25 protein-coding genes are annotated in these 22,495 nt (G+C 62.3%); 6 read left to right on the top strand and 19 right to left on the bottom strand.

Annotated features, from left to right (window positions below):
- Nucleotides 1–90: 90 nt before the first annotated feature.
- Together HMPREF3120_RS00215 and HMPREF3120_RS00210 are read right to left on the bottom strand one after the other, a co-directional pair.
- Entirely contained in the window at nt 91–342 is a 252-nt protein-coding gene (locus HMPREF3120_RS00215; RefSeq protein WP_070422864.1) for a hypothetical protein, read from the bottom strand.
- Nucleotides 342–962, bottom strand: coding sequence for a sigma-70 family RNA polymerase sigma factor (locus HMPREF3120_RS00210; protein WP_070449575.1), 621 nt, complete (start codon nt 960–962; stop codon nt 342–344). The genes HMPREF3120_RS00215 and HMPREF3120_RS00210 overlap by 1 nt, the downstream gene beginning before the upstream one ends.
- Before the next feature lie 34 nt (nt 963–996).
- Between HMPREF3120_RS00210 and ybaK the strand changes: the two genes are divergently transcribed.
- Nucleotides 997–1,461: a Cys-tRNA(Pro) deacylase gene (gene ybaK, locus HMPREF3120_RS00205; RefSeq protein WP_070449572.1), complete on the top strand. Its 465-nt coding sequence runs from the start codon at nt 997–999 to the stop codon at nt 1,459–1,461.
- A gap of 7 nt (nt 1,462–1,468) precedes the next feature.
- Here the strand turns inward: ybaK and HMPREF3120_RS00200 are convergent, their stop codons facing one another.
- Nucleotides 1,469–2,125 carry an SOS response-associated peptidase gene (locus HMPREF3120_RS00200; RefSeq protein ID WP_070449607.1) on the bottom strand — a complete coding sequence of 219 codons (657 nt, stop codon included), beginning with the start codon at nt 2,123–2,125 and terminating at the stop codon, nt 1,469–1,471.
- A gap of 13 nt (nt 2,126–2,138) precedes the next feature.
- Between HMPREF3120_RS00200 and aroA the strand changes: the two genes are divergently transcribed.
- On the top strand, nt 2,139–3,419 hold the full coding sequence (gene aroA / locus HMPREF3120_RS00195) for a 3-phosphoshikimate 1-carboxyvinyltransferase (protein ID WP_070449605.1): 1,281 nt from the start codon (nt 2,139–2,141) through the stop codon (nt 3,417–3,419).
- Complete coding sequence (gene rsgA / locus HMPREF3120_RS00190) at nt 3,419–4,444, top strand: ribosome small subunit-dependent GTPase A (protein ID WP_070449569.1); 1,026 nt, start codon at nt 3,419–3,421, stop codon at nt 4,442–4,444. The genes aroA and rsgA overlap by 1 nt, the downstream gene beginning before the upstream one ends.
- Here the strand turns inward: rsgA and HMPREF3120_RS00185 are convergent.
- A complete protein-coding gene (locus tag HMPREF3120_RS00185; protein ID WP_180950030.1) occupies nt 4,418–4,912 on the bottom strand; it encodes a DUF6912 family protein in 495 nt (164 codons plus the stop codon). The two genes, rsgA and HMPREF3120_RS00185, sit on opposite strands and share 27 nt — an antisense overlap.
- Nucleotides 4,912–5,325 (bottom strand): HAD-IA family hydrolase, encoded by a 414-nt coding sequence (locus HMPREF3120_RS00180; RefSeq protein WP_070422860.1) that lies wholly within the window; start codon nt 5,323–5,325, stop codon nt 4,912–4,914. Before HMPREF3120_RS00180 ends, HMPREF3120_RS00185 begins: the two co-directional genes overlap by 1 nt.
- 153 nt (nt 5,326–5,478) lie before the next feature.
- Here HMPREF3120_RS00180 and HMPREF3120_RS00175 point away from each other — a divergent pair, with 153 nt between their 5' ends.
- Nucleotides 5,479–5,994 carry a hypothetical protein gene (locus HMPREF3120_RS00175; RefSeq protein WP_070449566.1) on the top strand — a complete coding sequence of 172 codons (516 nt, stop codon included), beginning with the start codon at nt 5,479–5,481 and terminating at the stop codon, nt 5,992–5,994.
- A gap of 63 nt (nt 5,995–6,057) precedes the next feature.
- Here HMPREF3120_RS00175 and secA read toward each other — a convergent pair whose 3' ends face one another.
- The 9 genes from secA to HMPREF3120_RS00130 all read right to left on the bottom strand — a co-directional run bounded on the left by secA (nt 6,058) and on the right by HMPREF3120_RS00130 (nt 15,836).
- Entirely contained in the window at nt 6,058–8,625 is a 2,568-nt protein-coding gene (secA, locus tag HMPREF3120_RS00170; protein WP_070422858.1) for a preprotein translocase subunit SecA, read from the bottom strand.
- Nucleotides 8,626–8,782: 157 nt separating this feature from the next.
- Complete coding sequence (gene hpf / locus HMPREF3120_RS00165) at nt 8,783–9,502, bottom strand: ribosome hibernation-promoting factor, HPF/YfiA family (RefSeq protein WP_070449563.1); 720 nt, start codon at nt 9,500–9,502, stop codon at nt 8,783–8,785.
- 137 nt (nt 9,503–9,639) lie between these two features.
- Entirely contained in the window at nt 9,640–10,035 is a 396-nt protein-coding gene (locus HMPREF3120_RS00160) for a hypothetical protein (protein WP_070449560.1), read from the bottom strand.
- Nucleotides 10,036–10,083: 48 nt separating this feature from the next.
- Nucleotides 10,084–10,701 carry a ComF family protein gene (locus HMPREF3120_RS00155; protein WP_210384479.1) on the bottom strand — a complete coding sequence of 206 codons (618 nt, stop codon included), beginning with the start codon at nt 10,699–10,701 and terminating at the stop codon, nt 10,084–10,086.
- Nucleotides 10,702–10,712: 11 nt separating this feature from the next.
- Entirely contained in the window at nt 10,713–12,437 is a 1,725-nt protein-coding gene (gene lpqB / locus HMPREF3120_RS00150; protein ID WP_070449557.1) for an MtrAB system accessory lipoprotein LpqB, read from the bottom strand.
- Nucleotides 12,434–14,131: an MtrAB system histidine kinase MtrB gene (mtrB, locus tag HMPREF3120_RS00145; protein ID WP_256365988.1), complete on the bottom strand. Its 1,698-nt coding sequence runs from the start codon at nt 14,129–14,131 to the stop codon at nt 12,434–12,436. The genes lpqB and mtrB overlap by 4 nt, the downstream gene beginning before the upstream one ends.
- Before the next feature lie 3 nt (nt 14,132–14,134).
- Nucleotides 14,135–14,818: an MtrAB system response regulator MtrA gene (gene mtrA, locus HMPREF3120_RS00140; protein ID WP_083279481.1), complete on the bottom strand. Its 684-nt coding sequence runs from the start codon at nt 14,816–14,818 to the stop codon at nt 14,135–14,137.
- Nucleotides 14,819–14,864: 46 nt separating this feature from the next.
- Entirely contained in the window at nt 14,865–15,470 is a 606-nt protein-coding gene (locus HMPREF3120_RS00135) for a dTMP kinase (RefSeq protein ID WP_070449554.1), read from the bottom strand.
- 12 nt (nt 15,471–15,482) lie between these two features.
- Nucleotides 15,483–15,836, bottom strand: a complete 354-nt coding sequence (locus HMPREF3120_RS00130) for a DUF4259 domain-containing protein (RefSeq protein WP_070422853.1) — start codon at nt 15,834–15,836, stop codon at nt 15,483–15,485.
- Nucleotides 15,837–16,022: 186 nt separating this feature from the next.
- Between HMPREF3120_RS00130 and HMPREF3120_RS00125 the strand changes: the two genes are divergently transcribed.
- A complete protein-coding gene (locus HMPREF3120_RS00125; RefSeq protein ID WP_070449551.1) occupies nt 16,023–17,018 on the top strand; it encodes a hypothetical protein in 996 nt (331 codons plus the stop codon).
- Here the strand turns inward: HMPREF3120_RS00125 and manA are convergent.
- From manA to HMPREF3120_RS00110, 3 genes are all read right to left on the bottom strand, one after another.
- Nucleotides 17,008–18,201: a mannose-6-phosphate isomerase, class I gene (manA, locus tag HMPREF3120_RS00120; protein ID WP_070422851.1), complete on the bottom strand. Its 1,194-nt coding sequence runs from the start codon at nt 18,199–18,201 to the stop codon at nt 17,008–17,010. The genes HMPREF3120_RS00125 and manA overlap by 11 nt on opposite strands.
- 83 nt (nt 18,202–18,284) lie before the next feature.
- Nucleotides 18,285–19,655 (bottom strand): phosphomannomutase/phosphoglucomutase, encoded by a 1,371-nt coding sequence (locus HMPREF3120_RS00115; RefSeq protein WP_070449548.1) that lies wholly within the window; start codon nt 19,653–19,655, stop codon nt 18,285–18,287.
- Nucleotides 19,656–19,711: 56 nt separating this feature from the next.
- Nucleotides 19,712–20,185, bottom strand: coding sequence for a DUF3499 domain-containing protein (locus HMPREF3120_RS00110; RefSeq protein ID WP_083279486.1), 474 nt, complete (start codon nt 20,183–20,185; stop codon nt 19,712–19,714).
- 92 nt (nt 20,186–20,277) lie between these two features.
- On the opposite strand from HMPREF3120_RS00110, the gene HMPREF3120_RS00105 reads away from it, so the two are divergent.
- A complete protein-coding gene (locus tag HMPREF3120_RS00105) occupies nt 20,278–20,766 on the top strand; it encodes a metallopeptidase family protein (RefSeq protein ID WP_070422848.1) in 489 nt (162 codons plus the stop codon).
- 26 nt (nt 20,767–20,792) lie between these two features.
- Here the strand turns inward: HMPREF3120_RS00105 and HMPREF3120_RS00100 are convergent, their stop codons facing one another.
- Together HMPREF3120_RS00100 and HMPREF3120_RS00095 are read right to left on the bottom strand one after the other, a co-directional pair.
- A complete protein-coding gene (locus tag HMPREF3120_RS00100; RefSeq protein ID WP_180952331.1) occupies nt 20,793–21,041 on the bottom strand; it encodes a WhiB family transcriptional regulator in 249 nt (82 codons plus the stop codon).
- 335 nt (nt 21,042–21,376) lie between these two features.
- A complete protein-coding gene (locus tag HMPREF3120_RS00095) occupies nt 21,377–22,438 on the bottom strand; it encodes a mannose-1-phosphate guanylyltransferase (protein WP_070422892.1) in 1,062 nt (353 codons plus the stop codon).
- Nucleotides 22,439–22,495 lie beyond the last annotated feature (57 nt).

Below are 22,495 nucleotides of genomic sequence, written 5' to 3'. Positions count from 1 at the left end.
TCGTCTAGCAGCATCACAAGCCCAGCTAGACGATGAGAAAGGCCGCAACAACCAGCCCCCGAACTCCCCCTAAAACCCCCTAAAAGCGCCCTAGTGCCACGTGACCTCGGTGTAGGAGATAGTGGTGATGATGCGCTCGCGCAGCGGCTCAGGAGCCTTCGTTGGCTGGCAGCAATCCCGCACGATGGCGCGAACGGCACGTTCAGACTCGGCAATACTGCGACACTCCGGACATTGCGCGATCTCGGAGGTGATTTCCTCGCGGCGCTGTGGGGAAGTTTCTTCGTCGAAAAGTTCGCACAGCAGGCGGTATGTCGCTTCGCATCCGTGTCCCGTAGCCATTACTTCTCCTTCGCCGCAGTGTCGGTGTCCTGCATGTCCGCGTGGTCGAGGCCAATGCCTCGTTCCTTCGCCACGTCTTTCAACATGGCGCGCAGTTGTTTTCTTCCACGGTGCAGTCGGCTCATGACAGTGCCCATGGGGATGTCCAGCACTTCGGCGATTTCCTTGTACGCCAGCCCTTCAACGTCGGCGTAGTAGACCACCATGCGGTAGTCCTCGTTCAACGCGTTGAGCGCCTCGGAGATCCGCGAGTTCGGCATTGCCTTGAGCGCTTCAACCTCGGCGGATTCCAGTCCCGTCGAGTCGTGCGAGCTCGAGGAGTACAACTGGTAATCCGTCACTTCGTCCGCGGAGGTTTCCAGCGGCCGGCGCTGTTTCTTGCGGTACGAGTTGATGTAGGTGTTGGTCATGATCCGGTACAGCCACGCCTTGAGATTGGTACCGGGCGTGAAGCTGTCGAAGTTTTTGTACGCCTTGAGGTAGGTCTCTTGCACCAGGTCTTCGGCGTCTTGCGGGTTGCGGGTCATGCGCAGGGCTCCGCCGTAGAGTTGGTCGAGCAGCGGCATGGCTTCTTCGGCGAAGCGTGCCTTTGCTTCTTGATCAAGCTCGGTTTCGGGCATGCTCGCTATTGTAGGTCAGCGCTAAAATCGCCCCATGGCTGCTAAGACTCGCGCACTGAGCGCCCTTTCTCAAACCCCTCATGAGGTGCTCGAATACACCCCGAGCAAGGATCATTTCGGCGCACATTCTGCTGCTGAGTTGGGCCGTGACCCCCACACGGTGCTGAAGACTTTGGTGATCCATCACGAACGCGACATGGCGATCTGTTGCGTGCCCGTCGCCGGCCACCTTTCGCTCAAGGCGGCGGCGAAAGCGCTGGGTTGGAAGCGTGCGGAGATGACCGATCCTGCTCAGGCGCAGCGTGCGACCGGCTATGTCGTGGGCGGGATCTCCCCGCTGGGCACCACCAAGCGCATGCCTACGCTTATCGACGACTCCGTCGCCGACCTCGAAACCATCACCGTCTCCGCCGGCCAACGGGGCCTTTCTATTGCGCTGTCGCCTACCGACCTGGCGGAGCTGACCAACGCGAAGTTCGCGCCTTTCGGGACTGAATAGCCCTGGACTAGCCCGAGATCAACTCCGCGTAGTCGTTGCGCACGTTGCCTACTTCCTTTGCGGCCTCGTTCCACTGCAACGTGTCGGCCACGCGCGAGGGGTGCACAAGTTCTAACGCTTCCTCTGGGGTGCCGTCGACCCACTGGCGGATTTCGTCGTCACGCAGAAAGAGCGGTAGGCGGTGGTGGAGCCAGGCCATGTTGTCGGTGGCGTCGGTGGTGATCATCGTGGTGGATAGCCGGTCCAGCCCGGTCTCCCACAGTGCCGCCGCGTACAGCAAGCCCTCTGCGGGGCGCACGTAGTAGGGCTGCTTGCCGGATTCGGTTTGCTTCCACTCGTAGTAGCCGTCGAGCACCATCAGCCCGCGCCGTGTCTTGAACGCGCTGCGGAACGAGGGCTTCTCCGCCACCGTCTCTCCGCGTGCGTTGAACAGAGGCATGCCGGTGTCGTCTTTCTTCCAGGTTGGGAGGAGGCCCCAGCGGGCGGCGTCGATACGCGCAGCCTGCTCTGCGATCCGGATGAGTGGCACCTGGTTTGTCGGCGCGATGTTGTAGCGCGGCGGTGGGGTGCCGTCGGGCGCTTCGACATGGTTGATGCCGGGCAGGGTGGCTACCTCGGAGAGGAGTTCGTCGCCGGTAGTGAAAAGAACGAATCGTCCGCACATGCGCTCCATTATTATGACGTTCATGACGAACATGTGGCCTGCACCGTTCCATCCGGCCCCGATCACACACACGCAGCGGGTGCCGGGGTCAAAGTCCATGACTAACCGCGCCTACGTGCTGGCGGCACTTGCCGCTGGTCCGTCGACGATGACTGGGGCGCTGCGCTCGCGCGATACGGATCTTATGGAGGCCGCACTGGCGTCCATGGGCACCGGCTTCGAGCACGACCGCGACGTCATCCGTGTGACCCCGGGCGAGTTGCGCGGCGCGGAGGTTGATTGCGGTCTTGCTGGCACCGTGATGCGGTTTGTGCCGCCGGTTGCGGCGTTTGCGCAGGGGCCTGTGCTTTTCGACGGCGACCCCCACGCCCGCAACCGCCCCATCGCGGTTATCCTCGACGCCCTTCGCACCCTCGGCGTGTCCGTTGCGGGTGACGGGATGCCGTTTACCGTCCACGGCACCGGCAAGGCTGACGGCGGCCCGGTGGAGATTGACGCTTCTGGTTCCTCCCAGTTCGTATCGGGCCTGCTTCTGTCTGCGCCCCGGTTCGAGCGTGGCGTGTCCATCCGCCACACGGGTGGCATGTTGCCGTCGATGCCGCACATTGAGATGACGGTGGCCATGCTCGCAGAGGCTGGCGTGAAGGTCACCGGTACCCGTGACACCTGGGACGTTGACCCGCAGCCGATCCGCGGCACTAACTGGGTGATCGAGCCCGACCTGTCCAACGCAGCACCCTTCCTCGCCGCGGCAGCTGTCACTGGCGGCGAGGTGCGCATCCCGAACTGGCCACTGCGCACCACCCAGCCGGGTGCAGTGATCCGTACCGTCTTGGAGCGCATGGGCTGCGAGGTCGAACTCATCGCCGACGGCTCCACCCAGACCCTGCGCGTGCGCGGCCCGAAGCCTGGCACGCTAAAGGGCATTCGACTCGACATGAGCGATATCGGCGAGCTGGCCCCCACCGTCGCCGCCATCGCGGCGTGCGCCTCCACCCCGAGCGAGCTGACCGGCATTGCGCACCTGCGCGGCCACGAGACGGATCGCCTGGCGGCGCTGACCAACGAGATCAACAACGTCGGCGGCAACTGCGAGGAACTCGGCGACGGCCTGCGTATCACTCCCAACGAGATGCATGGCGGGACGTGGCGTTCCTACGACGATCACCGCATGGCCACCGCCGGCGCCATCATCGGTCTGGTTGTGGAGGGCGTCCAGGTGGAAAACATTGCAACCACCGCGAAGACGCTTCCCGGGTTTGAGGACATGTGGTTGGAGATGGTTTCCAAGTAATGCGCCGCAAGTTTTCCGATTACGACGAATCCGACGTCCGCATCCGCCCCGGCAAGGGCTCACGGCCACGCTCGAAGAACCGCCCGTCGCACGATAATGCCAAGTTCGGTTTGGTCGTGGCTAAGGATCGTGGGCGTTGGGGCGTCGTGCTTGACGACGACGCCACGCGCCTGCAATGCACCCGCGCCCGGGACTTAAAGCGCACCTCGATCGAGGTCGGCGACCGTGTCGGCGTCGTCGGTGACACCTCCGGCGCGAAGGACACGCTGGCGCGCATTGTGAAGCGCGAGGAGCGTTCCTCTGTCCTGCGCCGCACGGCTGACGATACGGACCCGTACGAGCGCATCATCGTCGCCAACGCTGAGCTGTTGCTCATCGTGGTTGCCGCCGCCGATCCCCCACCGCGCACCGGTTTTGTGGAGCGTGCCCTCGTTGCCGCGTTTGTCGGCGGCGTGACCCCGGTGGTGTGCGTGACCAAGTCTGATCTGGCGGACCCTACCGATTTCGAGCGTGAACTCGCCGACCTTGGTGTGGAGGTGCTGCGCACCGGCGTCGACGACGACATCGCGGAACTGCTCACACACATCCGCGACCGCGTTTCTGCGCTGATCGGCCATTCCGGCGTGGGCAAATCCACCCTGGTCAACCGCATCGTCCCGGACGCGGACCGCGAAACTGGCGAGGTCTCCGGCGTGGGCAAGGGCCGCCACACCTCCACCCAGTCCGTGGCGCTGGAGGTACCCGGCGGTGGCTGGATTATCGACACCCCCGGTATCCGCTCCTTCGGCCTCGCACACGTCGCCCCGGAACAAATCGTGCAGGTCTTCCCCGATCTCGCCGAGGCCGCCGAAGGCTGCTCCCGCGGCTGCACCCACTTGGGTCCGCCTGCGGACCCGGAGTGTGCCTGGGACACGCTCGACGCTGAATCCCCCATCGGGCGCCGCGCGCTGGCTGTGCGCCACCTGCTGGAGGCTCTACACAGCAATAACGAGTGGGAGTTAAAGCAGCTCGAGGAGGAACGCTAACTCGTCTGGGTGATAGAACGCCATGTAGTTGTCTTGGGCGTCGCCGACGGTCAGCTCCGCATCTTCGTCGCCAAGATCCGCGGCATCGACCACCTCGATGGCCTTCGCGGTGGCTTCTTCGGATTCCTTGATGTCCACATGGATCGCGGCGACGTCCTCAAGATTCACCGGGCCGGACAGTTTCACCACAGACTCGCCCATATCGGGTGCTTCGGTCGCGTCCACGTCCACGGAGATGACCACTCGGCGGTGCGGGAAGCGCTCCTCGTCCCCAATGGCGAGCAGGCGTAGCGACGCCAACGCTGCGTCATCGAACGCCACATCTTCGATCTCTTCGAGATCACCCGAGGTGAAGAATTCCTGCAACGCCTTCGTCGCAGAAAAACCCCACCCGCTGCGCGCATGCAACAGACCGTTGTCCTGCAGCGCTTGCAGCATGCCAAAGGTTGCCGGGATGTAGACGCGCACTAGAACTCGCCCTCAATGTCGAACAGGGACTGGATCTCTACCGCAGTGCGGTCCAGCGCGGTGTGCAGGATGCCAATGAGGTTGTATTCCACTGCGGCGCGGATGTTCATGATGTCATCGTCGATCATCACGCACTCGTTCATGTCCAGGCCGATCGCGTCGGCTGCCGCCTGGAACGCTGCACGCTCCGGTTTTTCCACACCGATCTCGCCGGAGAGCACAACCGCGTCGACAACGCCCTTGAACTCCCACTCGCGGATCGCGTCCGCAATCTCGCCCTCAGCTGCCTCGTTGGACAGGATGGCCACGGAGACGTCCTTCTTCTTGGCTTCCTCGATGAGGGTCTTCCAGCGGCTCTGGTCTTCAGCGCCCGTGTCCAGCACACCTGCGTAGTCGATGATCAAACCCTGCACTTCGGCCTTCTTTCGTTAGCTTTCGTTAGCTGCGTATTTCGCGTACGTGATGCGTATTTTAGTGCGCACACTCTTTATTTCATTGCGCCAATCGTGAACAATGATACCTACCCCGCGCCGCGCCCACCCCCTCCCGTGACGGAGGATTCCCACATGCCCGCAACCAGGTACTACAGCGTTCCCGGCCACCAGCACATTCAACTCCTCGCACCTGAGCGCCGCACGCCCGCGCCGAAACCGGCGCCGTCGGTGCTCGAGCCGGACGTGGCGCTCAGCGCCACACCACAGACCAATCAACGCGTCGCCCCTCTCGTGCGCCAGGCCATCAGTGCTGCGTTCGGAGGCTACGACCCGACTGTGATGACAGCCTCGCGGTTCAGTACGTCGGTGCGCACACACATCCGTGCGTATCGACGAGCCCAGCTCCAACTCCGCGCCCACACCCGCAACACCGCAGTCCTGCCCACCCAGCACGTCCGGGTGATCACCTGCCACTCTGGTGAGGCCGGCGAGTTCTACGGCACCGTGGAGAAAGGCGGGCGACGCCTCGCCTTTGCCGCGAAGATGGCGGACGGCAAACTGCAGTCGTTCAAAATACTGGAGCCGCCTGCGCGCAACACGTCGCAGACGGCTCCTCACGCCCTCACCAGGGCGTTGCCCTCAGTGTGAGACCGCACTGGCCCAAACAGTGGCCCCAAACAGTGGCCCCAAACAGTGGGTTCAGCGGCGGTTTTAGACGGTGGCGGTGCCGCCGTCAGTCTCGCCCTCAGCAGCCTGGGCTGGCTGGGTCTCAAACTGCTTACGCATGGCAAACAGCTGGCGCACGGTCTCTTCCTGGATCGCCTCGTTCATGGCGTTGAACATGTCGCCACCCTCCTTCTGGTACTCCACCAGCGGGTCGCGCTGCGCCATCGCACGCAGGCCAATACCTTCCTTGAGGTAGTCCATCTCGTAGAGGTGCTCGCGCCACTTCGTATCGATGATCGGCAGGATCACCATGCGCTCCAGGTTGCGCATCTGCTCCTCACCGCCGATCGCAGAGATGTTCTCTTCGAGGTTGTCGTAGAGGGCGTTGGCGTCGTCGAGAAGCGCCTGGCGCAACTGTGCCGAGGTCAGCTCACCCGGACGACCGTACTCGTCACCATCGATGAGTTCCTGCGGCGTCACGGACGGGCCGTACAGGGACTCGAGTGCGTGCCAGAGTTCCTCGAGGTTCCAGTCCTCCACGTAGCCTTCCGCGGTCTCCGCATCGACGTACGCAGTGATGGTGGACTCGATCATGCGACGCACCTGGTCCTTGATGTCCTTCGACGCCAGGATCTCCTGACGCTCGCCGTAGACCACCTTGCGCTGCTCGTTGAGCACCTCGTCGTACTTGAGCACGTTCTTACGCATCTCAAAGTTCTGGTTCTCAACCTGCGACTGTGCGCCCTTGATGGCGTTGGACACCATCTTCGCCTCGATCGGCACATCGTCCGGAACGTTGAGGCGGTTCATCATGTTCTCCATGGTCTGACCCACGAAGCGAACCATCAACTCATCGCGCATGGACAGGTAGAAACGGGTCTCGCCCGGGTCACCCTGACGGCCGGAACGGCCACGGAGCTGGTTGTCGATACGACGCGACTCGTGACGCTCCGTACCAATCACGTACAGGCCGCCGGCCTCACGGACTTCATCACCAAGCTTCTTGGAACGTTCCTTCGCCTTCGGCAGTTGATCGTTCCACGCCTCCTGGTAGCGCTCCTCGTCCTCAAACGGGTCGAGGCCCTGCTCCTGCAACTTCGCATCCAAGAGAATTTCCGGGTTGCCACCCAGCACGATATCGGTACCGCGACCAGCCATGTTGGTAGAAACGGTCACTTTGCCCGGCAGGCCAGCCTCAGCGATGATGCGGCCTTCTTCCTCGTGGTGCTTCGCGTTGAGCACGTTGTGGGCAACACCCTTGCGGGTCAGCAGCTGCGACAGGTACTCGGAACGCTCCACCGAGGTGGTACCGACCAGCACCGGCTGGCCCTTCTCCGCGTGCTCCGCAATGTCCTCCGCAACGGCCGCGAACTTTGCTTCCTGCGTCTTGTAGATCAGGTCGTCGCGGTCCACACGCTGGTTCGGACGGTTCGGCGGGATCTGCACAACGTCCATCTTGTAAATCTGGTGCAGCTCGGCCGCCTCAGTCTCAGCGGTACCGGTCATACCCGAGAGCTTGTCGTACAGGCGGAAGTAGTTCTGCAGGGTAACGGTGGCCAGCGTCTGGTTCTCGTTCTTGATCTCCACCTGCTCCTTGGCCTCAATGGCCTGATGCATGCCCTCGTTGTAACGACGGCCAGCGAGCACACGGCCGGTGAAACCGTCCACGATCATGACCTCACCCTGACGGATGATGTAGTCCTTATCGCGCTCGAAGAGCTCCTTGGCCTTGATCGCGTTGTTGAGGTAGCTCACCAACTGGGAGTGCTCAGGCGCGTACAGGTTGTCAATGCCCAACTGGTCCTCGACGTACTCCACGCCCTCCTCGGAAATACCGACGGTGCGCTTGCGGTGATCCACCTCGTAGTGGATGCCCTCACGCATACGCGGCGCAAGCTGTGCGAACACCGAGTAGAACTGGCTGGACCCATCGACCGGGCCGGAGATGATCAGTGGGGTACGGGCTTCGTCGATAAGAATCGAGTCAACCTCATCCACAATCGCAAAGTTGTGGCCACGCTGCACAATTTCGTTGACCGAACGCGTCATGTTGTCGCGCAGGTAGTCAAAGCCCAACTCGTTGTTGGTGCCGTAGGTGATGTCAGCGTCGTACGCCTTCTTGCGCTCCGCCGGACGCATCTCCGACAGAATCACGCCCACCTCCAGGCCGAGGAAGTGGTGCACACGACCCATCATCTCGGCGTCACGCTTAGCCAGGTAGTCGTTCACGGTGACCACGTGCACGCCCTTGCCGGACAGCGCGTTGAGGTACGCCGGCAGCACCGACGTCAGCGTCTTGCCTTCACCGGTCTTCATCTCAGCAACGTTGCCGAAGTGCAGTGCGGCACCACCCATGATCTGCACCTTGTAGTGCTTCTGTCCCAGCACGCGCCACGACGCCTCACGGGCAGTCGCGAACGCGTCGAGCAAAATGTCGTCGAGGCTCGCGCCGTCGGCGATGCGCTGCTTGAACTCGGCGGTCTTCGCCTTGAGTTCCTCATCAGTCAGCGCCGCGTATTCATCGTCCAGGGCCATGACCTGGTCAGCGATCTTCGCCAGGCGCTTGACGGTACGCCCCTCACCGGCGCGGAGCAGCTTCGACAGTCCAAACACGTGAGAAAATCCTTTACTACTGGAGTAGGCAGGGCCAAGGTGTAACAACCCGCCATTGTACGCACGCCTACGTTGCAGAGAACAACCCGGCGTTGCTAATCGACGACAAAACCCGCCCGGCCCCTTTCACAGGACCGTGCGGGTAACAGCGCAAGCGCTACTTCTCGCCTGCTTCGGCTTCCGCCTCATCAGCCAGTTCGATCAAACCGTAATCAAACGCGTGACGGCGGTAGACCACAGCCGGACGGTTCGTCTCCTCGTTGATGAAGAGGTAGAAATCGTGTCCAACCAGCTCCATCTCGCTGAGCGCATCATCCACGCTACGTGGAGCGTTGGAGTGCACCTTGGTACGAACGACCTGACCCGGGGTCAGATCCTCAACCTGATCCTCGTACGGGTCAACATCGTACGGACCCTGCGCAGCAGCCTCGCGAGCCTGCGCTGCCTTCTGCTCAGCCTCAAGCTCAGCAGCAAGCTTGCCGGCGCCCTTCGGTGCACGGTGGCCAGACATCGGAGTGGTGCGACGAGCCTTGACCTTGCGCAGCGAACGCTCCAGCTTTGCCACTGCGGCATCCAAGGCGTTGTAGAAGGTGTCTTCCTTCGCCTCAGCGCGTGCGAGGTGGCCCGAGCCAGTTGCGGTGATCTGGATGCGTTCCGCTTCCTGTTCACGACGCGGATTCGGCTCATGCTTGAGCTCAACGTGGAAGGAATTCAGAGTCGGATCGAGCTTCGCAATCTTTGCCAACTTGCCGCTTACGCGTTCCTGGAAGTGCTCCGGAACCTCAACGTTGCGGCCGGTGATGGTCAACGCCACATCGGGTCCGAGACCCTCCCCCTGTGCGCCACCCTGTACGGCATTCTGGTCTGCAGAAGTCATGTGCTTCCTCCCTGTGGGTAGTAGGAACTGTGTCCATCACCACTATACAACTGGTTATGACCAATACACGGGGGTTCGCAAAATGTTCGCTATGAGCTTACTGAGAGCTACGCTGCCGGGTGTTGAGCAGCGGATGCTTAGCTGCGGGTGCTCTGCTTCACGTTTGCACCGAGACCTTCAGCGATGGTCTGGCAGGTGCCCTCATCAGTGTTATCGCAGCGGCCAACCCAGTTCTCGCCGACAATGACTTCCTTTGCGTACGGGAACTGCTCCTCCATGAGGTAGCGCGCGTAATCCTCGGGCGTGCCGTCGAGCTTGAATTTGATCTGGCCCTTTTCCTTCTGCATGCACACGCCCTCTTCCTGCTTCAACTCCTGCCAGTTGGTGCAGTCGAAGTCCGTGCCGGCAAGGGCGTCACGGATTTCGGAGACCTCCTGAACACGGGCCTCATGAAGTGGGGTGATCTCTGCAGTCGAGCAACCGACCAACGCGAGAACCGGGGCACACACGAGTGGAAGAAGACGCAATTTCATTCCTGCGACCCTACTGGACACCTGCAAAAGCACATATTTGGCCTGCGGTTACGCTGCGCACACGGTCACGCACGCACTCACGTCAACCCCGTGGGCGAGCAGCACGGACACACTGGCCTGGAGGGTTGCTCCGGTGGTCACGACGTCGTCGATAAGAACCACGGGACCTGCAGGGATGGCGGAAAGCCGTACTGCTCCGGACAGGTTTGCGCGGCGCGAAGACTCGTCAAGGTTCGACTGATCGGCAGCGCTGGCGTCGAGTAGCAACGCGGGTGTGACACTGCGCCGGGTGGCGCGGCAGATAGCTTCCACGGGGTCGCCGCCGCGGGCTCGTGCCGAGGACACCTTCGTCGGTGCGGGAACCAGCACCGCGCCGACTGCGATATCGCCGCGCGCCTCCAAGTAGTCCAGCCCGGCGTTGAGTACCGCACCGACGTGGCGACGCACGGCAAGGTGGTTACGTTCCTTCATTGCCAACACCACCCCACGGTGCGCACCCGCATAGGCACCTAGTGCGAACACCGGCACCATCGGTGTGGTGTTGGGAAACACGCGCTGCGGCGGGTACGCCAACTCCATCCGGCAGGTGGCGCACAACAGCGGCCCCGGCACGCCGCATCCGGCGCACTTGCGCGGTAGCAGCAACTCCCCGATATCCCCCAGCATCCCTGACTCCCCTACCGCGCGATGATCGGTAGCGCGCGCATACCTTCCAGACCTGGCACCTCACGCCAGATGGGGTTATCCGCACCTGAGGCCGGCACTTGCAATACAGCATTGACGTCAGTGACGTAGAGCATGCTTGGCGACGCCGCCACTGCCACCACCGGAGCCGAAATATTGCCCGCCGACAACGCGGTCATAGACGAGCCGTCCTGCTCCACACGCAGCACTGGCGACGGGGCGGAGGTACCGACGATGAGCGAACCGTCCGCACGCCACTCGGCGGATACGACACTGCCTCCGAGCTCGTGGGCGTACTCGAGCACATTGACAATAGAGCGTTCGCCGGAAGCGCCACGCTGGACAATGCCTGTGTAGAGCTTTCCGTCGATCACCATGACCACGCGGGTGCCGCTGCGCGACAGGCGCAGCACAGAAATGTTGCCGTCCACGCCTTCTGGCAGGTCGACGTGCACCTCGCCGGTGGACAATTCGCCACTGGCTGCGGATTGGACTGTGCGCAGGATCCGCTTGCCGTCTGCAACCGACCACACCGCCGCCGCGTTCGCTTCGAAGCTCGGGCGTGTGAATGTACGCGCCCGCATAACCTCTTCCTCGCGGGCACCGAATTTGCCCACGCGAAGCACATCGTCCTTGTCATCGTCTGGTTTGCCGAAGACAGCAGCCCATTGGCCACCCTTGGCCAGGTCGGCTGAAGTGATCTGGCCAGAGCTGCCGAGGCTGCCGTCGACGGCCTGGGTGGTGCGGCCGTCGACACGCAAAATGCGCCCATCGACGAGCGCGTAGAGCGTGCTTTCACCAGCGGTTTCCACCAGTGGGCTCTCGTCCGCAAAGTCGTCGGTACCGAGTTCGTCAGCGCCTTCGATGAGGGGGCTGCCGTCGGCTTCCAAACGATACGGACCTGTGATGCCGGCGGTGGCAAGGGTCCACACCACTTGGGCAGCAAACTGCGTGCGGCGTGCGGCGTCGACTTCGCTGAAACCAGTAAAGGTAAACGCGCCGTCTTTGAACCCCGTATAGGCCACTTTCGACGGCAACGCATTGGGCAACGCTGGACGCAGACGCTCCGCAGGCCCCTCCATAAGCAACCCGATTAAGTCACCCGCCAGGGCCTCGCGACGCGAGTGAACCCAACGGCGGTCGGTGACCAACTCACGGTCGTCGGCATCAAAGAAGTACAGGTTATACGGCTGATACTGGTTACGCAGCTCAGTTCGCTCCATGACCACACCCGCGGGTAGCGACGAAATACGCCACTGCCCATCGATCATGTCCAGCTCGATTTCTGCCTCGTATTTGCCGCGCTCCGGAGCAAACGATCCCCCAGTGCGCACCGCACCAACCACATTGCCGTGAACCGCAAAGCGACGCTTCCCTGCCGAGGCCCCCGGCAGCGTGGTCACGCCGAAGCTGTCCACGATCAGCTTCTGCCCGCTTGGATCCCACGCCTGGGCAGCGCTCTCCGTCAGGTAAGCACGCGCCATTTCGTAGTCGCCGTCCGGAATCGCCGATGCTGCGTAGAACCCACGCAGCAGCAAGTCTGGCTCCTCATCCTCCGCGGGACCAGCATCCGGCGTCGGAGACTCCGCCGGCGTAAACGGACGCAGCACGTGAGGTGCCGAGTTGGTTGGCAGCGTTGCGCACCCCGACAGCAGGGACATCGCAGTCAACGTGGCCACGGCCGACAACGCCAACGATGCAGCTTTATTCGTCCTCATCGGTGTTCCTCCTGGACTTCAGGCTGCGGATCCGGCGCTACTACACCGGCCCCACTATCGGTGGCCGGATCATCTCCCCCGCTGGTGTCAGCATCGGTAACTCCAACCGCTTCGGTGACAACAGGAGCCCCTTCGATCTCGCCGGAAATCTTGCCCGGCGCGACCAAGTCCAACGGGGCGACGTTGATTTTCGCCCCGACTTCTCTCGGCAGCACCAGGCGGAATTGGGAACCCACGCCGTGCGTGCCAGCGGCGTCGAGGATGCCGCCGTGCAATAGCGCATCCTCGCGCGCAATAGCCAGGCCCAGGCCGGTGCCGCCCGAGTGGCGCTTGCGGGACTTGTCCGCGCGCCAGAAGCGGTTGAACACTAACTCGTCTTGGCCTTCCTTCAGCCCAACACCGCGGTCGGTGACGGTGATTGCCACGGCCTCGTCGTTGGAACGCATCACAACCTTCACCGGGTTGCCCTCCGAGTGGTGGATGGCGTTGGCCACCAGGTTGCGCACGATGCGCTCGATACGCCGTGGGTCACCCTCGATCGTCTGTGGTTCCTCCGGGATGTCAAAGTCGACTTCCACATCCAACTCGTCGGCAAGGTGCTGGGTTTGCTGCCATGCAGACTCCACCGGCCCGCGAGCATCCATGCTGGTGGTGGAGAGTTCGGCCACGCCGGCGTCGTGACGCGAAATCTCCAGCAAATCATTGAGCAGCGCCTCGAAGCGGTCGAGTTCCTTGATCATCAACTGGGAAGCGCGCTTGGTCGACGGTTCGAGCGAATCCTCGTTCGCCGCGATCATGTCTGCGGCCATACGCACCGTAGTCAGCGGCGTGCGCAACTCGTGGGAAACATCAGAGGTGAACTGGCGCTGCAGATCACCGTATTCCTCCAGGTTGTTGATCTGCTTAGACAGCGTGTCCGCCATGTTGTTGAAGGACATGGCCAGCACTGCCATTTCGTCTTCGCCATCGACCGGCATGCGCTCGCGCAGATGGCCAGACGCGAAACGCTGAGCAGTTCTCGACGCCGAGCGCACCGGCGCCACAATCTGCTGCGACGCAAGCCACGCAATGCCCATCAAAAGCACCACGACGATCACCGCAGCGATAGCCAAAATGCCACGCATCAGTGCAACGGTGGTGGTTTCGCTCTCCATATTCATGACCAGGTAGAGCTGCAGATTCGGGATATCCGCATTCGTTGGTGTACCGACGATTAACGCGTCATACAACGTCGCATCCGGCCGTTCCACAGTGGCGAATTGGTAGGCCACATTTCCGTCGTTGACGAACTGCGCTAAGCGCTCTGGGATCTGGTACGACTCCGGCGACGAGGTCACCACCCCGCCACCGCTTTCCGCCACCAAGACCGGCTCGTAAAAGCTCGACGTGTCCGAGTGTTCCTGTGCGCGCTGGGTCAAACCTGCACGGGCTGAGTTCAAGCGCGCCTGCAGCGAGGCGGAACTGCCGCTGTTGTCCAGCTGGTATTCGACGGTGGCGCGTGCGCGCTCGATCTCCACACTCGCGGTTTCCAGCTTCGCCTCGGTGATGCGGCTAGTGACCACCGACGCCAGCACAAACCCAAGCACGGACATCACGATTGCGGACACGATAAGTACCGTGCCCACGAACCTCACCTGCAACGAGGTCGACCATGCGTGCGCTACGCGTTCGCGTGCGCGTTTGAGCGCATTCAGCGACTACACCCCCGGCTTGCCGGTCTTATAGCCCACACCACGCACGGTGAGGATGATCTCCGGGTTCTCCGGGTCGTGCTCAATCTTGGAGCGCAGACGCTGGACATGCACGTTAACCAGGCGCGTATCCGAAGCGTTGCGGTAGCCCCACACGGACTCCAGCAGCTCCTCGCGGGTGTGCACCTGATTCGGCTTCTGCGCCATTTCCAGCAAAAGGTCAAACTCGAGCGGGGTCAGCTGAATTTCCTGGCCGCCGCGAGTCACGGTGTGCTGCGGAACGTCAATGGTCAGATCGCCAACCTCGTAGATTTCCGCCGGCTCGTCGTCAGTACGACGCAGACGCGCGCGGATTCGGGCGACCAGTTCCTTCGGCTTGAAGGGTTTGGTGATGTAGTCGTCCGCACCAGACTCCAGTCCAAGCACCACATCCACCGTGTCGGTCTTCGCTGTCAGCATGACAATCGGCACGGCGGACTGCTTGCGGATCTCGCGGCAAATATCAATGCCGTTGACGCCTGGCAGCATCAGGTCGAGCAGGATCAGATCCGGATCAAAGCTGCGCCACGCGCCAACGGCCTCAGCGCCATCGGTGACGGAACTCGTCTCAAACCCCTCGGCCTCAAGCACGATGGTGAGCATCTCGTTGATCGCCGGGTCATCGTCCACGACCAGGATCTTGTGGGCCACATGTACTCCTTTGTCAGGGCTTTTATGGGGGTTGAAATGACGAGGCTTATGCCAGGTCGCGTATTACCTGAATGATAACCGCAGGATCCGAACCGCGTACCCACGGCCCACCCCACGACATTTCCGCCAGCCGTCCGTACATCGCATACGTTGCGGCCTGCAGGCCACCATCGCGTTCGTAGCGATCGCGCGCACGCGTTGCGTCCTGCGTCTCGCGCTTCGCTGCGCGTTCCCGCGCAAGCTCAGGGCTCGTATCGACGAGCACCTGCAAGTCCGGCCTCGGCAACCCCAAACGCCCAAACTCCAGGTCTTCCACCCAGCGCAAGGCGGCATCGTCACCGGTGCGCGCAGTGGTGTACGCGGCGTTAGAGGCCACGTAGCGGTCCAAGATGAGGACGCGGGACGGATCGTCGACGTACTCGTCGAGAAGCGCCTTCGCCCCATGACGGTCAAGTGCGAACAGTGTCGCCATCGCAAACGCGGAATCCGTCACATCCCCCATGCGCCCGTGCAGCGCGTCTTGTGCGAGCTGGGCGTGAATGGAGTCCTCGTAACGCGGAAACGCAAGCGTGTCGGCGTTGAGTTCCTTCTTGATCGCGGTGACAAGCGTGTTCTTGCCCGCGCCATCGATACCTTCAAACGCAATAATCATGGCCGCAAACCGTTAGGCCAGCGCCTCGAGGAACTGCTCAAGGTCCGCCTCGGTCTCCACTGCTTCCAGCACCGCAGCAGCAGCCTCGACGAGCTTCTCGTCGATCTCGTCCGGGCGCAGACGGATGAACGGGTACGCCTCTGCCACATCACCGGCAGAAAAAGGTGCACCCGACCAAATTGCAGCGATCGTCGCCGCAGCCTGGCCGTTGAGGATCTCATCTTCGCTTGCGGAATCCCCATTTGCGGCGAGGAGCACGGCGTCACGCACTGCTTCCACAATCTCGTCGGTATCCAGGTCAGAGATCTCGTCGAGGAAATCTGCATTGGTGTCAATGGTGAAAATCTGCTCGTCCCAGGTCGTCACTGTGACGCTCCTTCCGTCTGTATCGAGTGCTGCAAACACGGTATCTATTACGTCTTTATATACGGCACTTGCACCTTATGGGGGTACACCTTCGCCGTACGACGTGCTATAAACATTCCTACACCACCATACTGTTACCAATTCGTGATGTAAGGGCTGCGCGCCGACCGTGGAAGGAGCGGGGACGTGAAACCGACCAACCGCCGTACCGCTGCTCTTTTTGCTGCAGGCCTCGGGCTTGCTGGCCTGACCGGTTGGACCGTATGGGCGTCATCGTCCACCGGGCCTTCGGACCACGCAGGCTTTTCCGCCGAGGCAGCAGACACCACCAGCGCGCACTCGACAACCTCAAGCACGTCGAGCACCCGCACAGCGACCAACTCGTCGACAACAGAAACCTCTGCAGACGGGCGCACTGACGGAAACGATGCACCGGTAGACCAGGACTACAGCGCACAACACGGCATGCGGGGTGGCACGCACCACGTCAACCCGAACTATGCGGCGCAGAACGATCCATACCTGCCACCGCACGCAGTGGTGGGCCAGGCGGATCCGGCGCAGCCGACCAAGGTGTACCGCCCGACCAACATCGTTGTGCCGCCACCGGCGCAGTCGGCTCAGTCGGCCCAGCAGGCACCGCAATCACAGCGATCGGGGCCGCAGTCAGCCTCACAGTCGACCCGCCCGTCTGGAACAACGAGCGAAGAACGGCCGAACCGCCCCGAGACAACGCCTGAGTCCCCGTCGGAGTCCAGGCCGCAGCCAACGCCTGAGGCGTCGCACCCGTCCACACCGGACACGCCTGGCACGTCTGCACAAACGCCGACTGAGACCGACTCGGCAGGCACCTCCGGGGTCCCCACGGCACCATCCGAGCCCGAGCGCGGCCCCGGCACATCTGCGGACAACGAGCCGAAGATCAAGGACGGCAAACCCGCACCCGGCTCCCCCCCCGCCGAGCCAACCTCGCGTGAGAACGATCGCGATGAGCACCCCGAAAACAACAAGGCGATTCCTGCAGACCAGCTGGAGGCTCAACTGCAGTCGCAGGCATCTGCGCCCACAACTGCCCGGGCGCGTGTGCCGGGCAAGGAGGACGTGGCCGGATACCCCCAGCCGGATGAGGGCTTTAGCCCCCGCGAGGCGCTTGACCAGATCGCGCGAAGCGTTACACGGTAGCCACAAACACCTGGGTGGGTTCCCCATCCGTTGCAGGCCGCAGGGTCACCGCACCATCGCTTGCGGGAATCCACACAGCCTCCCCAGCGGCGATTGACATTGTCCCGTCCGTGGCGGTGCCCGCGGTGCAGAGTGCGATTGCGGGGCCGTCTTCGTCGATACGCAACTCGCCCTGATCAAGCTCGTGCATGCTCACGGTGAAACTCTCCACCGGCAGCACGAATCGCGTCCCGCCAGCCACCTCCTCGGTGTCTGCGCGCGGCGATTCCAACGAAGAAAAGTCGAGTACACGCACGAGCTCTGGCACATCTACGTGCTTGGTGGTCAGGCCACCGCGCAGAACGTTGTCGGAGTTTTCCATGACCTCCACGCCGAGACCGCTGAGGTAGGCATGCAGTTGACCTGCGCCGAGGAACGCCGCCTCACCCGGCTTGAGGGTGACAATGTTGAGCAGCAGAGCCGCAAACGCACCAGCGTCGCCTGGGTAACGCTGCGCAAGTTCCAGGAATACCTCGGCTGCTTCCACAACCCACGCAGGGTGGGCTGCGGTGCCTCCATCGGCAATCGTGCGGGCACTATGTCCGACGGCGTCGAGCACCTCCGTCAGCGCGGGCTTGGGTAACGACACCAGGGTTGTAAACAGCACCCGCATGTCCCCTGCACCGCCGGCCGCTGGCAGTAGTGCTGCGTAACGGTCCCAGGCTGGGGAGGAAAACGCCTCGAACAACTCGGTCATCTGCTCCACGGGGCGAAAGCCCGCCATCGCACGGAACGTAGTCAACGCGACGATAAGTTCCGGCTTCGGGTTCGAGTCCTTGTAGTTGCGCTGCGGGCTGTTGAGGCTGATGCCCTCAGCGTTTTCCCGTTCGAAGCCAGCAACGGCCTGCTCGCGCGACGGGTGCGCTTGGATACTCAGCGGGGAATCCGCCGCGAGCAACTTCACCAAAAACGGCAGTTGCTCGCCGTACTGGGCAATCACGCGGTCGCCCAATGCTGCCTGGGGGTCCTCGGCGATGATCTCGTCGAGGCCACGTCCGTCAATGGTCGCTGGGGCGGCAGGGTGGGCACCAAACCACAGTTCGGCCTCGGGCTTCTCGCTCGGCGAGGGCGTCCCCCTCAGCTGTGCGAGCAGCGTCCGCGACCCCCATGGGTAGGGTCGCAGTACCCCATCCAATCGCTCCATGTGGCCTCCTTTGGTTCTGCGTGAGCGCAAACGTCCAAAATAGCAGTCCCACGCTCCCCGTTCGAGTTACAAGAATTCGGTGCCTAGGAACGAATCAGGCCAAGAATCTCGTTGACCAGCGCGTCGACCTCTTCCTGGGTCGGCGCTTCCGCATTAAGACGCAGCAGCGGCTCCGTGTTGGATGCACGCACGTTGAACCACGCCTTGGAGTCCTTCAACTGCACAGTCACACCATCGAGGGTGTCTACCGATTCCGCACGATCCGCGAACGCATCCACCACACGCTTCGTCGCCGCTTCCTGGTCGGCAACTTCCGAGTTGATCTCGCCAGATGCGACGTAGCGCTCGTACTGCGCCATCAGTTCACTCAGCGGCTTGTCCTGCTCTGCCAGCGCCGCCAAAACGTGGAGCGCAGCGACCAAGCCAGAGTCCGCGTTGAAGAACTCAGCAAAGTAGTAGTGCGCGGAGTGCTCACCGCCGAATAGCGCGCCATGCTCGGCCATCTTGGCCTTAATGTAAGAGTGGCCCACACGGGTGCGTACGGCGGTGCCACCACATTCGTCGATCATCTCCGGCACTGCACGCGAGGTAATCAGGTTGTGGATGATCGTCGCACCGGGGTTCTCCGCAAGGGTGCGCGTGGCAATCAGCGCAGTGATGGCGGAGGGCGAGACGGCCTCGCCCCGCTCGTCAACAACAAAGCAACGATCCGCATCCCCGTCAAACGCCAACCCGATGTCCGCGCCCTGCTCAACAGTGAACTTCTGCAGGTCAACCAAATTCTTCGGGTCGAGCGGGTTCGCCTCATGGTTCGGGAAAGTTCCGTCTAACTCGAAGTACAGCGGGCGAATATCCATATCCCCCAACGCCGCCGGAACCGTCAGCCCAGCCATGCCGTTTGCGGCATCCACTGCCACGACCAACTTGCGCCGCGTAGGCACCGGCACCAGATCACGCACATACTTCGCGTATGCCTCGAGCGCATTTTGCTTCTCGACGACACCACGTTCCCCCTCAAACTCCGGCACGCCCTCAAGAATCATGCGGCCGATTTCCGACAAACCGGTATCTGTAGACACCGGGGTCGCGCCCGCGCGGCAGAGTTTGATGCCGTTGTACTGAGCCGGATTGTGCGAGGCGGTAAACATCGCACCAGCGCAACGCTGGGAGCCGGCAACGAAGTAGAGCTCGTCAGTCGACGTCAGCCCCAAGTCGGTGACATTAAGCCCCTGGGAGGCAGCTCCCTCGGCGAACGCCGCGGCCAGCGCCGGCGACGACGGACGCATGTCGTGGCCGACCGCGATACGGGTCTCACCCTCCTCGCGCAGAATGTGGGCAAACGCAGCGCCGGCGGTGCGGACAAAGTCCTCGTCGATGTGCTCGCCGACAACGCCTCGAACGTCGTAGGCCTTAATAACGCTGCTCAGAGTCTCACGTGTGTGCTGGATAGCCATGCAGGCCATCTTAGTGCGCCCCGCGACACGACCCCTCCCCGGCTGCTGTGGTTTCGCTATTCCTGCTCAGCCGAAGGATCCGGCACGATGCGCAAATGCGAACGGCGCGCCGCCTTATGCGCAGCAATCTGCTCTTCCACCCGCTTCGTGCGATGCACCGGGTGATTCGAGGTATCCGGGTCGTTGAAGTCGTGCGAGGCCTCGTACTCGATTGGGTCCTGCGAAGAATCGACCAAACCAGTGGTCAGTCGACCCGCCTCACGCACGGCCTCGGCCAAGGCGGTGATGTCGGAGGCTTCCGGATCGTCATCCTCATCGCCTTCTAACTCGACGTGCTCTACACGGACCATTTCCCAACCAACGGGCGCGGTGATGTGGGCGGAATGGCGCTCACACAAGTCCCACGCATGCGGATCTGCTACCGGGGCGAGCGGACCGATCACTGCCGTCGAGTCCGCGTACGCGTAAATCAGCGTGGCCACAGCGGGCCTGCCGCAACCCGGGCGACAACAACGACGGAAGACATTCACGGCGGACAGTCTAAACCCCTTCTTGAGGTTTTTGTACTGCGGCGCGGCGCGCCCCCTCCACACCTGCCTGTTTCCACCTTAGGATTGCCGTCATGCAAACCCCTTCCAGGCCCGGCGTCGGCCCCTCGCACGTCCGCGCCGCACGCGACCGCCACGGGCGAGGTGCCCGTGGCCCGCTCCTGCCCGTTGGGGTGCCCCGCTATCGCTCACGCAACGACGCATTCGACGCACTTGTCATGGAAGCCTACGCCCCGCTCCACAACGCGTACTTTGAGCAGCTGGCAAGCGTGGATTTGGCGGTGGACACGATCCCACGCATGCGCCTGCACGCAGATATGACGATCTTGCCGGACGAGATCATCGCCGACGGCCCGGTCCCTCTCGGGCGGGTGCTCCAGGCAGGCGTGGATCAGCACGGCAACCCCACCCGTGCGCGCTTTGTCGTGTTTCGCATGCCGATAGAACACCGCGCGGTGACCACCCAGGAGCGTGCAGAGTTGCTCACGTGGGTGCTCACCGCGCTGGTAGCAAACTATTTAAATTTGGATCCACGCACTGTGAATCCCGATTTTCCCTGGTAGATCCACACTGTAGATCTTGGGAGTTGTTAGCCGATCTGCTTCTTCAGACGGCGACGCTCACGATCGGACAGCCCACCCCAAATACCGAAGCGCTCATCGTGCTCGAGTGCGTACTCGAGGCACTCATCGCGCACTGCGCATGCCTTGCAGATTCGTTTGGCCTCACGAGTTGAGCCGCCTTTTTCAGGAAAGAAGGCCTCGGGGTCAGTCTGCGCACACAGCGCCTGGTCCTGCCACTCCTGCTCGACAGTGCCAAACAACTCGTCGAGGGTCATCCCTCCCGCAGCAGCGCCGCGGAGGATGGCGTCCGCTTGATTTTCCACGCCATTACCTTCCCTGTTGCTTAGTTGATCTTTTCGGTGGTCGTTCGAAGAGTGATGCACCCGCTGGTTGCGGATGCGGAAATAACACTTCTGTGATTACACACCGAGGCACTAAATAGTCGCAACCAAAATGTGAGCCGAGCGCGCCTTTTTCAGACATTCCCCACGTCAACTTTCACACCAGCCACAACTGTCACAGTATAGCTGCAATGGGGGTGGACTTCGGGGGTACTACATGTAGTGTCGGGACTACAAAGCGCGACTATTTGGCCGTGTTGGCGTGTCGGTTACGCGTCTGGGGAGAAACGCACTCCCGAATCTGGGATCACAACACCCGGCCACACACGCATGCCACCCTGCAGCTCGCAGCGCGCACCAATCTGGGCGCCTTCACCGATCACACAATCAACCAAGCGCGCATTCGCTCCAATCGTGGCTCCGGCAGCAATGATGGAATTGCGCACCATTGCGCCAGGCTCGATGGTGACGCCGTCGAAGATCACGGAGTCGTCGATACGCGAGCCCGCCCCAATCTCACAGCCACGGCCAACCGTTGTGCCGCCCATCAGAATCACGCCGTGCGCAACACCGGCAGACGGATCCACCACAGATTCGCCCGTACGCCCTTTCAACAGCGGCGAGTACGCAATGCCGCGCACCACATCCGAGGAGCCCTGGACGAAATCGTCCGGGCGGCCCATGTCGCGCCAGTACGACGAATCCACATGGCCGACGACCTTCGCACCCTGCTCAAGCAGGCCCGGGAAGGTTTCGCGCTCTACGGAAACCACACGTCCTGCCGGGATCTGCTCGATCACCGAACGCTTAAACACGTAGCAGCCAGCGTTGATCTGGTCGGTCGGCGGATCCTCGGTCTTTTCCAAAAAGGCCAGCACATTGCCGTCCTCATCCGTCGGCACCGAGCCGAACGCGCGCGGATCCGGCACCCGCACCAGGTGCAGTGTGACATCCGCATCCTTATCCACGTGCGTGTGCGCAATCGCCGACAGGTCCGCGCCAGAAAGCACATCACCGTTGAAGACCATCACGTTGTCGTAGCGGAGCTTCTCGTAGACGTTGCGGATGCCACCGCCGGTGCCAAGCGCTTCTTCCTCCACGACGTATTCGATCTCTAGACCGAACTCGGAGCCGTCGCCGAAGTACTCCTCAAACACCTCTGCCTTATAGGACGTCCCCAGCACCACGTGACGCATGCCAGCCTCACGGATGCGGGCAAGCAGATGTGCCAAGAACGGGAAACCTGCCGTCGGCAACATCGGCTTGGGTGTAGAGACAGTCAGCGGACGAAGGCGTGTGCCACGCCCGCCGACGAGAATCACCGCATCCATTTCTGTGATTTCTGCAATTTCAGCAGACTCGGTGATTTCGGTGGAGGCTGTCTGAGC

Origin of the sequence: Corynebacterium sp. HMSC11D10, assembly GCF_001806995.1 — a bacterium.
GTDB classification, from domain to species: Bacteria; Actinomycetota; Actinomycetes; order Mycobacteriales; family Mycobacteriaceae; genus Corynebacterium; species Corynebacterium coyleae.
The sequence above is the reverse complement of the archived record's forward strand: the minus strand, read 5'-3'. Positions and strand labels throughout refer to the sequence as shown.